The sequence below is a fragment of the Bradyrhizobium sp. USDA 4451 genome, assembly GCF_054822585.1.
The window spans coordinates 774,806-787,955 of sequence record NZ_JBTRCH010000001.1; the positions used below are offsets into that span (position 1 = coordinate 774,806).

Annotated in this window: 11 protein-coding genes; 2 read left to right on the forward strand and 9 right to left on the reverse strand. The window is 65.2% G+C overall.

What is annotated here, in order from left to right:
* Positions 1 to 3: 3 nt before the first annotated feature.
* Positions 4 to 978, reverse strand: coding sequence for a 4-hydroxy-3-methylbut-2-enyl diphosphate reductase (gene ispH / locus ACVMB0_RS03520; RefSeq protein ID WP_456752147.1), 975 nt, complete (start codon positions 976 to 978; stop codon positions 4 to 6).
* 245 nt (positions 979 to 1,223) lie between these two features.
* Here ispH and ACVMB0_RS03525 point away from each other — a divergent pair, with 245 nt between their 5' ends.
* Positions 1,224 to 1,922: a DUF1013 domain-containing protein gene (locus tag ACVMB0_RS03525; RefSeq protein ID WP_456752146.1), complete on the forward strand. Its 699-nt coding sequence runs from the start codon at positions 1,224 to 1,226 to the stop codon at positions 1,920 to 1,922.
* 70 nt (positions 1,923 to 1,992) lie between these two features.
* On the opposite strand, the gene ACVMB0_RS03530 is transcribed toward ACVMB0_RS03525, so the two are convergent.
* The 4 genes from ACVMB0_RS03530 to ACVMB0_RS03545 all read right to left on the reverse strand — a co-directional run bounded on the left by ACVMB0_RS03530 (position 1,993) and on the right by ACVMB0_RS03545 (position 6,561).
* The gene (locus ACVMB0_RS03530) at positions 1,993 to 3,069 is read right to left on the reverse strand and encodes an acyltransferase family protein (RefSeq protein WP_461345331.1); all 1,077 of its coding nucleotides are present in this window, start codon (positions 3,067 to 3,069) and stop codon (positions 1,993 to 1,995) included.
* 103 nt (positions 3,070 to 3,172) lie between these two features.
* Entirely contained in the window at positions 3,173 to 3,445 is a 273-nt protein-coding gene (locus tag ACVMB0_RS03535; protein ID WP_456752144.1) for a hypothetical protein, read from the reverse strand.
* A 283-nt stretch (positions 3,446 to 3,728) separates the two neighbouring features.
* Positions 3,729 to 5,636 carry a propionyl-CoA synthetase gene (locus ACVMB0_RS03540; RefSeq protein WP_461345332.1) on the reverse strand — a complete coding sequence of 636 codons (1,908 nt, stop codon included), beginning with the start codon at positions 5,634 to 5,636 and terminating at the stop codon, positions 3,729 to 3,731.
* A 163-nt stretch (positions 5,637 to 5,799) separates the two neighbouring features.
* On the reverse strand, positions 5,800 to 6,561 hold the full coding sequence (locus tag ACVMB0_RS03545; RefSeq protein WP_456752142.1) for a hypothetical protein: 762 nt from the start codon (positions 6,559 to 6,561) through the stop codon (positions 5,800 to 5,802).
* A 140-nt stretch (positions 6,562 to 6,701) separates the two neighbouring features.
* Between ACVMB0_RS03545 and ACVMB0_RS03550 the strand changes: the two genes are divergently transcribed.
* Positions 6,702 to 8,246: a cation:proton antiporter gene (locus ACVMB0_RS03550; RefSeq protein ID WP_456797168.1), complete on the forward strand. Its 1,545-nt coding sequence runs from the start codon at positions 6,702 to 6,704 to the stop codon at positions 8,244 to 8,246.
* Between the two features lie 205 nt (positions 8,247 to 8,451).
* On the opposite strand, the gene ACVMB0_RS03555 is transcribed toward ACVMB0_RS03550, so the two are convergent.
* From ACVMB0_RS03555 to ACVMB0_RS03570, 4 genes are all read right to left on the reverse strand, one after another.
* Positions 8,452 to 9,258 (reverse strand): SDR family NAD(P)-dependent oxidoreductase, encoded by an 807-nt coding sequence (locus ACVMB0_RS03555; RefSeq protein WP_456797167.1) that lies wholly within the window; start codon positions 9,256 to 9,258, stop codon positions 8,452 to 8,454.
* Positions 9,259 to 9,388: 130 nt separating this feature from the next.
* A complete protein-coding gene (locus ACVMB0_RS03560) occupies positions 9,389 to 9,802 on the reverse strand; it encodes a DUF1850 domain-containing protein (RefSeq protein WP_456797166.1) in 414 nt (137 codons plus the stop codon).
* Positions 9,763 to 11,871 carry a TRAP transporter permease gene (locus ACVMB0_RS03565; RefSeq protein WP_456797165.1) on the reverse strand — a complete coding sequence of 703 codons (2,109 nt, stop codon included), beginning with the start codon at positions 11,869 to 11,871 and terminating at the stop codon, positions 9,763 to 9,765. Before ACVMB0_RS03565 ends, ACVMB0_RS03560 begins: the two co-directional genes overlap by 40 nt.
* 236 nt (positions 11,872 to 12,107) lie before the next feature.
* Positions 12,108 to 13,055 carry a TAXI family TRAP transporter solute-binding subunit gene (locus tag ACVMB0_RS03570; RefSeq protein ID WP_456752138.1) on the reverse strand — a complete coding sequence of 316 codons (948 nt, stop codon included), beginning with the start codon at positions 13,053 to 13,055 and terminating at the stop codon, positions 12,108 to 12,110.
* Positions 13,056 to 13,150: the final 95 nt, after the last annotated feature.

The window sequence follows — 13,150 nt, forward strand, 5'->3', positions numbered from 1 at the left end:
GGTCTATTCCGCCGCGGCAGCGTCGGGCCGCAGCGAACGCGGCAGCGGGAAGAACTCGTTCTCTTCCGCGGCCGAGACCGTCTCCACGTGCAGTTCATAACGCTCGGCGAAGGCGCCCATGATCTCCTCGACGATCACCTCCGGGGCAGAAGCGCCCGCGGTGATGCCGAGGCTCGTGATGCCTTCGAAGCGATCCCAGTCGATGTCGCTGGCGCGTTGGGCAAGAATCGCAATCGGGCAGCCCTCGCGCTCGGCGACCTCGCGCAGGCGCTGCGAATTCGACGAGTTCGGCGCGCCGACCACGATCAGGGCATCGACCACCGGCGCCACCTTCTTCACCGCAAGCTGGCGGTTGGTGGTGGCGTAGCAGATGTCTTCCTTGTGCGGGCCGTTGACGTTCGGGAAGCGCTCCTTGAGCAGCGCCACGATCTCCGCGGTGTCGTCGATCGACAGCGTGGTCTGGGTCACGAAGGCGAGGTTGTCGGGGTCCTTCGGCACGAAGGTCTTGGCATCCTCGGCGGTCTCGATCAGGGTCACGGCGCCTTCGGGCAGCTGGCCCAGCGTACCGACCACTTCGGGGTGATGGGAATGCCCGATCAAGAGGATCTCGCGGCCGCGCTTGAAATGGATCGCCGCCTCGCGGTGGACCTTGGTCACCAGCGGGCAGGTCGCATCCAGCGAGAAGAAATTGCGGGATTTGGCCTCGGCCGGAACCGATTTCGGAACGCCATGGGCCGAAAACACCACCGGGGCGTTGGTTTCGTCGGGGATTTCGGACAGTTCCTCGACGAAAATGGCGCCTTTGGTCTTTAGACTGTCCACCACATACTTGTTATGGACGATCTCGTGCCGGACATAGACCGGGGCGCCATAAATGGTGAGCGCCCGTTCGACGGTGTCGATGGCGCGGACCACCCCGGCGCAAAAGCCGCGGGGGGAACAAAGCACGATTTTAAGATCGGGTTTTTTCGCTGACATCGAGCTGGTCTCGGGGCTGTCTTTTGGGGGCAATTTCGGGACCGAATCACCCCTCGTCGGGCGGACGGGGAACGGCCAGTTAGAGTAAGGACTTGGGACTGCTTTCGGGCGCTGTCAAGGCGATTTTGCTGGCCCATTGCGCCATTCCCCCCTGAGGGCTTATATAGGCCCTATAATTCCCGTCATCGCCGATGACTACCAGCTTCGCCTCGACAGAGGTGGGCGAAGCACAAAGGAGATTTGCCATGAGCAACGCACCGCTGATGCCGAAGGCGACTGCCGTGTGGTTGGTCGACAATACCGCCCTGACCTTCGATCAGGTGGCCGATTTTACCAAAATGCACCCCCTTGAGGTCCGCGCCATTGCCGACGGCGACGCCGCCCAGGGCATCAAGGGCATGGACCCGATTTCCAACGGCCAGCTGACCCGCGAGGAGATCGAGCGCGGCGAACGCGACCAGAACTACCGGCTCAAGCTCCAGGAGAGCAAGGTAGTGCTGCCCACCGCCGCCAAGAAGAAGGGCCCGCGCTACACCCCGGTGTCGCGCCGCCATGAGCGGCCGAGCGCGATCCTCTGGCTGGTGCGCAACCACCCCGAGTTGAAGGACGCCCAGATCATGCGGCTGGTCGGCACCACCAAGACCACGATCGCAAGCGTGCGCGACCGCACCCACTGGAACGCCTCGACGCTGACCCCGATGGATCCGGTGACGCTCGGCCTGTGCTCGCAGATCGAGCTCGATTTCGAGGTGCAGCGCGCTGCCAAGGAGAAGCCGACCACGACCGTCTACGGCGGCGCCACGCTGCTGCCGGCCTCCGAGACCACGCGCAAGGACGAGCTGGACGATCAGCCAATCGAGCGGCACGACGATCTCAACGTCGACGCCGTGTTCGCCAAGCTGAAGACGATCGGCGGCAAGAAGCCCGACGACGACGAAGAATAAGCGCGGACTGCGCTGTTCGAAGAGCGGACTACGAAACGCGGCGGGGCGAACCCGCCGCGTTTTGTTTTCGCTAGTTGAACGAGAAGCGCCGGTGCGCGAAGTCGAGCAGCGGCCGCTCGAAATAGCGGTAGCTCAGCGCACACAGCCCAAACGTCAGGACAAGCGCGGCGAAGGTCAGCGAGATGCCGGCGACGCTTTCGATCGTTCGCGGCCGATGCAGCACGGCGAACAGCAGGTACACGACGACGGGATGGATGAGGTACGCGGCATAGGACGTTCTGGCGAAGAAGTTCGCGACCGAGCTGCGCAGGATCGCGAGTTGCGGCGAGCCGCGATGCTCCAGCACGACGAACAGCAGAGCCCCGAAGAAGATCTCGACCTGGGTGTGCGAGAACGCCACCGACCAGCGCTTCCATCCGAACAGCCACAGCAGCGGCAGCGCCATGCTCGACCATTTGAGGATGCGGACAACAAGGCCGGAGATTTCGGCGTCCGGCTTGCGGTAGAGGCGCCACCAGGCGATCAGGGCGCCGATCGCCAGCGAATCGATCCTGAACTGCGGCAGCACGTACCAGCCATAGGCGTCTGGCATTGCGCTATCGATCAGCCGCCCGATCGGGCAGATCAGGATCGGCACCAGCAGGATCGCGAACAGCCGCTCGGGCGGGATGTTGCGGATCAGCAGCGGAAACAGCAGATAGAACTGCTCCTCGATCGCAAGCGACCAGGTCACGGCCAGGAAGTAGGCGCCGTCAGTCTGGGCCCTGGCCATACCGAAATTCTGCAAGCCGAACAGATAGAGCCAGCCGGGCACCCCCCTGGTGTCGAACAGGTCAGGGCTGAACGACAAAGACCAGCCGATCAGCGCGCCGGCGCACATCAGATAATAGAGCGGCCAGATGCGGAACGCCCGCCTGCCGTAGAACGCCGAATAGTATCGCTCGGCCGTGCGGTGCCGCAGCAGGATGTCCGTGATGAGATAGCCGGACAGGATGAAGAACAGGTCGACGCCGAAGCGGCCGACATGAAGCAGTCTCCACGGCCAGCCTTGCGGCCCGTCCGGGGTGCCGAAATAATGCCAGATGACGACGATCAGCAGCGCGATCGCGCGCAGCCCGTCGAGCTCCCCGATCCTGTCACGTTGCAACGCGAGCTCGCCGTCCACAAGCACAGGACCTGATCTCATCCAAAAGCGCCGCGCATGATCGCACGGCGGCGCACCGATAGCTTAAGCGAATTCGGCCCGGCGCCTAATGCACGTCGGGATGGTTCATCATATATTCGCCGAGATCGCGCTGCCTTCGGTCGGAGCGGACTTCAGCGTTCTGGCGCTGGACGTCGCGATCCCTGCGGCAGGCGACATATTCGGCCGAGCCGACCGCGACCTTGCCGCCGGCCTGGCAGTATTGGTCGTCGTCGCCCATGCTCTCCGCGATCGGCGATCGGCCGCGCTCGAGGCAGCCGGCCAGCAGCGGCAAGGCGAGCAGCAATGCAAGGGGCGCGCGTGCGGAAATGGATCGCATCCGTGGGTCCGTATCTCGTGGCAAATGAGGTGTCGACGGCCGGGATGACCCGGCAATCCATCAAAATCAAGGCCGTTTTGCTTCGAAATGCGTTTCGGAGGGGCGCCGGCTGATTGGCGGTTCGCGCCCTGATCGATCATCTCGCCCGGGGCCACCCCTCTCCCCACCCTCCCCCTCTTGTCCGCCGAAGCCGCTTGACGAAGGCGGATGCGGGGAGGGCCAGGGAAAGGGGTTCACACGGGTGGTCTATCCGGAAGCCGGCAAAGCACACCACCAACGCGCATTACGTCTTCTCCTTCAGCGCCTCGCCGATCTCGTCGAGCACCTTCGGGTCCTCGATCGTCGCCGGCATGGTCCAGGGCTCTCCGTCGGCGATCTTCTTGATGGTGCCGCGCAGGATCTTGCCGGAGCGGGTCTTCGGCAGCCGCGCCACAGTGATCGCGAGCTTGAAGGCGGCGACCGGGCCGAGCTTCTCGCGCACCAGCGCCACGACCTCCTTCTCGACCTGGTCCGGCGCCTTGGTCACGCCGGCCTTCAGCACCAGGAAGCCGCAGGGCACCTCGCCCTTGATCGCATCCTTGACGCCGAGCACGGCGCATTCGGCGACATCGGGATGCGAGGCGAGGATCTCCTCCATGCCGCCGGTGGAGAGCCGGTGACCGGCGACGTTGATGATGTCGTCGGTGCGGCCCATCACCCAGACATAGCCGTCCGCATCCTTGTAGCCGGCGTCCGAGGTCTTGTAGTAGCCGGGGAATTCCGAGAGATAGGCGTCGCGGAAGCGATCGTCCTGCTGCCACAGCGTCGGCAGGCAGGCCGGCGGCATCGGCAGCTTGATCACGATCGAGCCCATGGTGCCGGCAGGCACCGGCTTTGCCGCCTCGTCGACGATGTCGACCTGATAGCCCGGCATCGGCACCGTCGGCGAGCCGTGCCTGACCGGCAGCATGCCCAAGCCCACCGGATTGCCGGCGATGCACCAGCCGGTCTCGGTCTGCCACCAGTGATCGATCACAGGCACCTTGAGCTGCTGCTCGGCCCATTCCACCGTCGGCGGATCGGCGCGCTCGCCGGCGAGGAACAGGGTGCGGAAGCGCGAGAGGTCGTAACTCTTCAGCAGCTTGCCTTCCGGGTCTTCCTTCTTGATCGCGCGGAACGCGGTCGGCGCAGTGAAGAACGCGACCGCCTTGTGCTCCGAGATCACGCGCCAGAACGCGCTGGCATCCGGCGTGCCGACCGGCTTGCCCTCATACATGATGGTGGTGGCGCCATGGATCAGCGGGCCATAGACGATGTAGGAGTGGCCGACCACCCAGCCGATGTCGGAGCCGCACCACCAGATCTCGCCGGGCTTGACGCCGTAGAGATTTTCCATCGACCATTTCAGCGCGACGAGATGGCCGCCATTGTCGCGCACCACGCCCTTCGGGATGCCTGTCGTGCCCGAGGTGTAGAGGATGTAGAGCGGATCGGTGGCGGCGACCGGCACGCAGGGCGCGGCCTTGCCGGCGTCGAGCGCGACGCGGCGCAAGCTCGCCCAATCATGATCGCGGCACGCGGTGAGTTCGCACGCCTGCTGCGGCCGCTGCAGGATGATGCAGGTCTCGGGCTTGGCGCCGGCAAGCCGGATCGCCTCGTCGAGCAGCGGCTTGTACTGCACGATGCGGCCGGGCTCGATGCCGCAGCTCGCCGAGAAGATTAGCTTCGGCCTGGCGTCGTCGATCCGGGTGGCGAGCTCCTTCGCCGCGAAGCCGCCGAACACCACGCTGTGCACAGCACCGATCCGCGCGCAGGCGAGCATCGCGACCACGGCCTCCGGCACCATCGGCATATAGAGGATGACGCGATCGCCCCTGGTGACGCCGAAATCCTGCATCACAGCGGCGAGCGTCTGCACCTCCTTCAAGAGCTCGGAATAGGTGAATTTGGTGATCGAATTGGTGAGCGGGGAATCGTGGATCAGCGCAACCTGGTCGGCGCGGCCGCCCGCAACATGGCGATCCAGCGCGTTGTAGCAGGTGTTGACCACGGCGCCGGTGAACCAGCGTCCATAGGCGCCTATGGAGGGATCGAATATCTTCTTGGCCGGCTCGATCCAGTCGATCTCGCGCGCTGCCTCGGCCCAAAAATCGTCGGGGTCCCGAAGCGAGCGGGCATACACCTCATGATACCGGCTCTGCTGGACGTTCATCGCGTTTCTCCCTCGCGCGGTCGCGCGTCGTTTGCCGACCATTGTCACGGGAAGTGGCGCCGATTCAAGCCGAAATGACCGCGACCTTCGGCCGGGTCGACCCGTAGTTTTCGAGCGAAATGGGTTACCAGTTCGCGCGAAGAAAACGCGTCAAAGCAAGAATCTAGTATCCGTCAACCCCATTGATCCGTTGCAGCCGCTCGCGCATCGCCTTCCCCAGGTCGTAGCCCGGCTTGCCGAATTCGGCATTGCGGCGGGCGACGAACTGATCCTGATCGCGCTGCAGCTCGCGCGCCTGGCGCGGGTCCTTTGCCTCGCGCACCGCGCGGAAGGTCGACGCGCCGATCTCGCGATCGAGATCGGCAAGCGCGGGATCGGCACAAATCGCCTTCTCCACCGGCCGACGCGCCTTGCGGCAATCGAAGCTCGGCTTGCCGGCGACCGCCATCATGGCGCCGATCCGCTCCAGCTCCAGCGACAGCGATTTGTAGTTGGCCTTGGCGGCAGCATGATCGGGGTTGAGCTTGACGGCGGCGCCGAAATCCATGATCGCCTTCGGCCGGTCGCCCTTGCGACGCCACAGCTCGCCGCGCGCATTGTGGGCATCGGCAAGCGACGGATCCAACTTGAGCACAGTGTCGTAATCGGCGATGGCGCGATCGATCATCTGCTTGCGGTCATAGGCGCCCGCGCGCGCCACAAGCGCCTTGATGCGATCCGGCTTCGTCGCCTTCTCATTGTCGATCAGCGCGCCGCAGGCCTCGATGATCTTGTCGTCATCGGTCGCGGCAGCCGCATTGCACGGGCCAGGATCGACCTGCACATCCTTGCCGGGCTCGCTGCCGGTCGCGTGCGCAACGCCTGATGCGACCGACAGGCATGCGCAGATCAGCGCGATAGCCAGATTTGGAGAGTTGCGTCGCATTCCCATCACCGACAAGACATCCCGCGCCTGAACCGCCAGCCTCCGATGTCCGGCAGCAATTGCCGCCAAACCACACGCTGGATTATACGTCAATTGCGATGATCGGCTGCAGGTCGCGCGCCGCACTTTGGGGGTTCGTCTTGCTCACGTTCGAATGGATCATCGGCCTGTTGCTCGCAGCGGTGGCGCTGTCGGCGCTGGCGCGGCGGATCAAGGTGCCCTACCCGACCTTCCTGGCGATCGGCGGCGTGCTGTTGACATTGCTGCCATGGGCGCCGACCTGGGCGCTGGAACCGGAATTGGCGCTGGCGCTGTTCGTGGCGCCCGTGCTGCTCGATGCCGCGTTCGACACCTCGCTGCGCGATCTCCGCAACAACTGGCTGCCGGTCTCGACGCTGGTGGTGGTCGCGGTCGGCGTCACGACGGCGGCGGTCGCCGTGGCCGCGCATTGGCTGCGCCCGGATATGCCCTGGCCGGTCGCAATCGCGCTCGGCGCCATCGTGGCGCCGCCGGACGCGGCCGCGGCCACAGCGATCCTGCGCCAGGTCACCCTGCCGTACCGGATCCAGAAGATCCTCGAGGGCGAGAGCCTGCTCAACGATGCCACCTCGCTGTTGATCTATCGGGTTGCGGTCGGCCTGGTCGCCGCCGAGCACATGAAGATCCGCGAGTTCGTGCCGTCGATCGCGGTCGCACTGGTCGGCAGCCTCGCCGCCGGCTATTTGTTCGCGCGGGTCTGGATGATGATCACCCGCCGCATCACCGAGGCGCCGAGCGCGATCATCACGCAGTTCGGCGGCACCTTCATGGTGTGGATCACAGCCGAGCATCTCGGGCTGTCCGGCATTCTCACCATCATCGCCTATGCGATCACCATCGCCCGCACCGCGCCGGCCCGCACCTCGGCGCGGCTGCGCGTGTCCTCCTATGCGGTGTGGGAAACCGTGGTGTTCGTGCTCAACGTGCTGGCCTTTATGCTGATCGGCCTGCAACTGCGCCCGATCTGGTCCGATCTCGACGCCGAGGTGCGGTGGAAATATTGCAGCTTTGCCGCCGCGATCCTCGCCGTCGTGATCCTCGCCCGCATCGTCTGGGTGATGCCCTATGGCGCGCTTCTGCGCGCGCTGAAGGCACGCGACTGGCTGCCGGCGCATGTGGTGGACGCGGTGCCGACCCCGAAGCGCGGCTTCATCGTATCGTGGTGCGGCATGCGCGGCATCGTCACGCTGGCAGCGGCGTTTGCGCTGCCCGAATGGTTTCCGTATCGCGACCTGATCCTGCTCACGGCATTTGCCGTGGTGCTCGGCACGCTGGTGATCCAAGGCCTGACCCTGCGACCGCTGATCCTGGCGTTAAATTTCGAGGATGACGATCCGGTCGGACGCGAGGCGGCCCTTGCCCGCGGCGTGGTGTTTCGCGCCGCGCTCGAGGAGATCGACGGGGATCCGTCGGAAGAGGCCGAGATCCTGCGACTCGAATACCGCGCCGTGCTGATGCGCGCCGAGAGCGATCCTGACGGCGGCCTATTCTCGCGCGAGTTGCCGGCCGATCCGCTGCGCCGCCGCGCCATCGCGGCCGCGCGCCAGGCGCTGCTCAAGCTGCGCGGCACCGAGACCATCGGCGACGACGCGTTCCATCTGGTCGAGGAAGAGCTCGACCGCGCCGAACTCAGCGTCGAGGCGTAAAGCGCGATGAGGTTAGGAACTGCCGCCGCGACAGCACTGCGCTCCCTCTCCCCGTTCTTTACGGGGAGAGGGTTGGGGTAAGGGGCTGTCTCCGCGCAACCGGCGATAGTTGCATTTGCGGAGACTCCCCCTCACCCGGAATGCATCTAGCGATGCATTCCGACCTCTCCCCGCACGCGGGGCGAGGTGAAGCAAGGTTCGCTGCTCAGGCACCCGACTTGCAGGTGATGCCGCCGTCGACCACAAGCTCGATGCCGGTCACGTATTTCGATTCGTCCGAGGCGAGGAACAGCGCGGCATTGGCGACATCCCAGGCGTCGCCCATGTGCCCCATCGGCACCTGCGCGTCGCGGGCGCGCCACATCGCCTCGACATCGCCCTTGGCGTAGCTCTGCGCCAGCCCCGCCGAATGCGCGACCATCGGCGTCTTCATCAGCCCGGGCAGGATCGCGTTGACGCGGACATGCCTGGCGGCGAACTCGACCGCGGTCGAGCGCGTCATCTGGTTCATCGCCGCCTTGCTGGCATTGTAGCTGACATAGGAAATGCCGACATGGCGGATCGAGGCGATCGAGGAGATGTTGATGATCGAGCCGCCTCCCTGCTTGATCATGACCGGAATGACGTGCTTCATCGACAGATAGGCGCTCTTGAGATTGACCGCGAACACGCGATCCCACTCGGCTTCTGCCACCTCGACCACGCTGCCGACCTCGGCGATGCCGACATTGTTGTCGAGCACGTCGATGCGGCCATAGGTCTTCAGACAGGCCGCGACCATCGCCTCGACCTCGCTGGCGCGCGAGACGTCGGCAGTGAAGGCCGTCGCCTTGCCGCCCTCTTCGGTGATGATCTTGACCGTCTCCTCGGCCGCCGCTCCATTGCGATCGACGCAGAACACGTCGGCGCCGTCGCGCGCGAAGGTGACGGCGGTCGCCTTGCCATTGCCCCAGCCGGGCCCGATCGAGCCCGCGCCGACCACCATCGCAACCTTGCCCTTGAGCCGATCCATCGATCTTTCTCCCGTTTGTTGTTGTTCTTGTAGCCCGGATGGAGCGAAGCGCAATCCGGGAACAGCGTCCCCGGCTTACGCGGACTTGTCATCGGGCGCTCATTCGCGCGACCCGTTGGCTCCATCCGGGCTACGGATCGCGACACACACTCATCGTGGTGACATTAGCACCGATCGGATGTCCGAAAATCTCCGATAGCGTCTGGCAGCGTCCCGCATGGCATAAGTGCCATTCGCCGGCGGCGCCGGAATTGCCGAGCACGACCGCCGGCCTCGGCACCGGCCGCGGCGACCATTGAAACCAGCCGTCGACGAGGCGCGCCTCCGGCGGCGGCTCCATGCCGGCGCCGGTGCCTTTGATGCGTGCCTGCTGCAGCACGAGCCCGGCCCGCGTGACGTGCCAGTCTTCCTGCCAGGCGGTCTTCTCGATCGAATGCGTCCAGGCCAGCGTGAAGGCCGCAATCGACAGCGTCTTCACGACACCGGCGGACGCCAGGCAGAGGCTCAAGCCGCCGCCACTGCATCGCGCGGACGCTGCCGCCATTGCCACAGCACGACCGCCGCCGCGAGCGTGAAGCCCGCGGTGTCCGAGAAGCGGAAATCGCCGAGCAGGCAGAGCGCGGCGCCGAATGCAGCCACGATCTCGATCAAGCTCAGTCGCGTGAACAGGAAGCCGATCGCGACGATGCCGAACAATCCGATCGCCACCAGCGCCTTGAAGGTCGCCAGCGCCACCGCGCCGTAGAAGCCGAGCTGGGCGGCCATCGGATCATTGGCCTGCAACATCAGCGCCGGCGAATAGACGAAGATGAAGGGAATGACGTAGCCGGCCAGCGCGATCCGCATCGCCTCCCAGCCGATCTTGTCCGGATTCTCCCTGGCGATCGGCGCAGCCGCGAGGGCTGCGAGGGCCACCGGCGGCGAGAGGTCGGCCATGATGCCGTAGTAGAACGCAAACATGTGGCTTGCGATCAAGGGGACGCCGAGCTTGGCGAGCGCAGGCGCGGCCAGCGCCGCGGTGATGATGTAGGTCGGGATCGTCGGGATGCCGGTGCCGAGCAGGATCGACAGCAGCATGGTCATGATCAGCGCCAGGAACAGGCTCTTGGCGCCGAGCCCGATGATCCAGCTGCCGAAGATGGTGCCGACGCCGGTCTGCGTCATCATGCCGATGATGGTGCCGACGATGGCGCAGGCCATGCCGACGGTCAGCGCCGACTTGGCGCTGTCGGCAAGCGAGTCACGGCAGGCCCGGAGCGTGGCCCGGCCGCCGCGCGTGATCGCCGCGATCGCGATCAGGCCGGCGACGACGCTCATGACCGGCACGATCTCGAGCCCGTGGCGCGACACCGCGGCCACCACCAGCGCGAGGCCGATCCAGAAGATATAGCGCACGACGGTGTTGGAGAAGCCGAGCGTGATGCTGGCGCCGAGGATCAGCGCGACCGTCAGCGCAAGCCCCATACTGCCGGCATAGAGCGGCGTGAAGCCTTCGAACAGCATGTAGACCAAAGCTGCGAGCGGCAACACCAGGTACCAGCGCGCCACCAGCGCCTTCCAGGCACTCGGGATCTCCGAACGCTTCATGCCGACGAGGCCGTGCTTGCCGGCTTCCAGATGCACCATCCAGAATGCCGAGGCGAAATACAGGATCGCCGGAATCACCGCCGCCTTGACGATCTCGGAATAGGGCACGCCGAGCGTCTCCGCCATGATGAAGGCGACCGCGCCCATCACCGGCGGCATGATCTGGCCGCCCATCGAGGCGGTGGCCTCGACGCCGGCGGCGAACGCACGGCGGTAGCCGAACTTGACCATCAGGGGAATCGTGAACTGGCCGACGGTGACGACGTTGGCGACGCCGGAGCCCGAGATCGTGCCCATCATGCCCGAGGCGAACACCGCGACCTTGGCCGGGCCGCCGCGGGTGCGGCCGAACAGGCCGAGCGAGACGTCGGTGAACAGCTGGATCATGCCGGCCCGCTCGAGGAACGAACCGAACAGGATGAACAGGAAGATGTAGGTCGCCGAGACGTAGATCGGCACGCCGTAGAAGCCCTCGGTGCCGAACGACAGATGCGTGACGATCTGGTCGAAGTCATAGCCGCGATGGTTGAACGGCGACGGCAGGTACTGCCCGAAGAACCAGTAGAGCAGACAGGCGCCGCACATCAGCGGCAGCGCCGCGCCCATCAGCCGCCGCGTGCCCTCGAAGATCAGGATCGCGAGCAGCGTGCCGACCGCGAGGTCCATCTGGGTCGGATCGCCGTCGCGCGCGATCAAATCGGCATAGAAGATCCACTGGTAGAGCCCGCAGAGGAAGCCCGCCGCGCCGACGATCCAGCTCACCGCCCGGCCGAAATCGGTCTTGGCGGTGAAATTGCCGATCAGGCCGAAGGTCAGGAGGATCAGGAAGCCGACATGGACGCCGCGCACCACCTGGCTCGGCAGGTAGTTGAAGGCCGCGACGTAGAGCTGGAACACCGCAAAGGCGAGCCCGATGGCATAGGCCAAACGCCCCCAGCCGCCCGGGCCGAAACCTTCCGGAAAGCCGTGCTCGAAATTGTCGAATTCAACCTTGATGGGCTGCTCGCCCGCAATCTGCTGCTGCATTGAATGAAATCCCCCGCCGTGCCCACGGCGCTTATAGCTACCTGGCCGTTGTCCCGAAACCGAAAAAAACTCGACCACCGGCGCGAAGCACCGCCGGATGACAGGCTCCGCGAAGCAATCATCGTTCGGCACATGCGGAACGAATGGATTGCTTCGTCGCGGAGCCTGTCATCGGGCGCGCATTCGCGCGACCCGTTGGCTCCTCGCAATGACGGTGGAGGTCGGCTTGTCCGGCCTTACTTGATCAATCCCTTTTCCTTGTAGAAGCGGATCGCGCCGGGATGCAGCGGCACCGGGCTGCCGGTCGCGGCGGCCTCGAGCTTGATCTCCTTGCCCGCGGCGTGGGCGTTGGCGAGTTCCGGCAGCGATTCATAGACCAGCTTGGTCATCTGATAGGCGAGATCGTCCGACACCGCGCTCGAGGTGACGAGGTAGTTCACGACCGCAGCCGTCGGCACATCCTTGTCCTGACCGGTATAGGTGTTGGCCGGGATGATCACCGAGACGAAGGGAGGACCGATCTTGTCGACGGTCTCCTTCGGCACGGCGACGACCGTGATCTCGCTCGAGGTCGAGAGATCCTTCAGCGAGGCAACGCCGAGGCCGGCGGATTGTAGCGTGGCGCTGAGCTGGCGGTTCTTCATCAGGTCGACCGATTCGGCGAACGGCAGATACTCGACCTTGCCGAGATCCTTGTAGCTCATGCCGGCGGCCGCGAGGATCGCGCGCGAGTTGAGCTCGGTGCCGGATTTCGGCGCGCCGACCGACAGGCTCTTGCCCTTCAGGTCAGCCAGCGTCTTGATGCCGCTTTCGGCGGTTGCGACGATCTGGATGTAGTTCGGATAGATCGCGCCGATGGTGCGCAGCTTGTCGAGCTTGGTCTTGAAACCGGCTTCAGCGTCGCCTTCCCAGGCCGCTTTCAGCGAATCGCCGAGCGTGAAGGCGATCTCGCCGCGACCCTGCTGCAGCAGCACCAGATTCTCGACCGAGGCCTTGGTCGCCTGCACCTGGGTCTTGGCGCCGGCGATCTTGTCGCCGTAGATCTTTCCGATCGCGACGCCGAGCGGATAGTAGACGCCCGAGGTGCCGCCTGTGAGCACGTTAATGAACTGCTCGGCCTGTGCGACGGGCGCGGACAAAACACTGGCTGCCACGACCGCGGCAGCCATCAACCTTGAATTCATGAGCATTATTCTCCCCTAAGCCGGGCCGGAAATTGGCCGCCCGCCCCCGCCGGGTCAACCCATCCAAATGACGCATGCGCGGCGGAAAACCCTGA

Excerpts from the sequence above, each read along its gene's own strand:
- ispH (WP_456752147.1), bottom strand. The coding sequence starts at position 978 with ATGTCAGCGAAAAAACCCGATCTTAAAATCGTGCTTTGTTCCCCCCGC.
- ACVMB0_RS03525 (WP_456752146.1), top strand. The coding sequence starts at position 1,224 with ATGAGCAACGCACCGCTGATGCCGAAGGCGACTGCCGTGTGGTTGGTC.
- ACVMB0_RS03535 (WP_456752144.1), bottom strand. The coding sequence starts at position 3,445 with ATGCGATCCATTTCCGCACGCGCGCCCCTTGCATTGCTGCTCGCCTTG.
- ACVMB0_RS03540 (WP_461345332.1), bottom strand. The coding sequence starts at position 5,636 with ATGAACGTCCAGCAGAGCCGGTATCATGAGGTGTATGCCCGCTCGCTT.
- ACVMB0_RS03545 (WP_456752142.1), bottom strand. The coding sequence starts at position 6,561 with ATGCGACGCAACTCTCCAAATCTGGCTATCGCGCTGATCTGCGCATGC.
- ACVMB0_RS03555 (WP_456797167.1), bottom strand. The coding sequence starts at position 9,258 with ATGGATCGGCTCAAGGGCAAGGTTGCGATGGTGGTCGGCGCGGGCTCG.
- ACVMB0_RS03560 (WP_456797166.1), bottom strand. The coding sequence starts at position 9,802 with ATGGCGGCAGCGTCCGCGCGATGCAGTGGCGGCGGCTTGAGCCTCTGC.
- ACVMB0_RS03565 (WP_456797165.1), bottom strand. The coding sequence starts at position 11,871 with ATGCAGCAGCAGATTGCGGGCGAGCAGCCCATCAAGGTTGAATTCGAC.
- ACVMB0_RS03570 (WP_456752138.1), bottom strand. The coding sequence starts at position 13,055 with ATGAATTCAAGGTTGATGGCTGCCGCGGTCGTGGCAGCCAGTGTTTTG.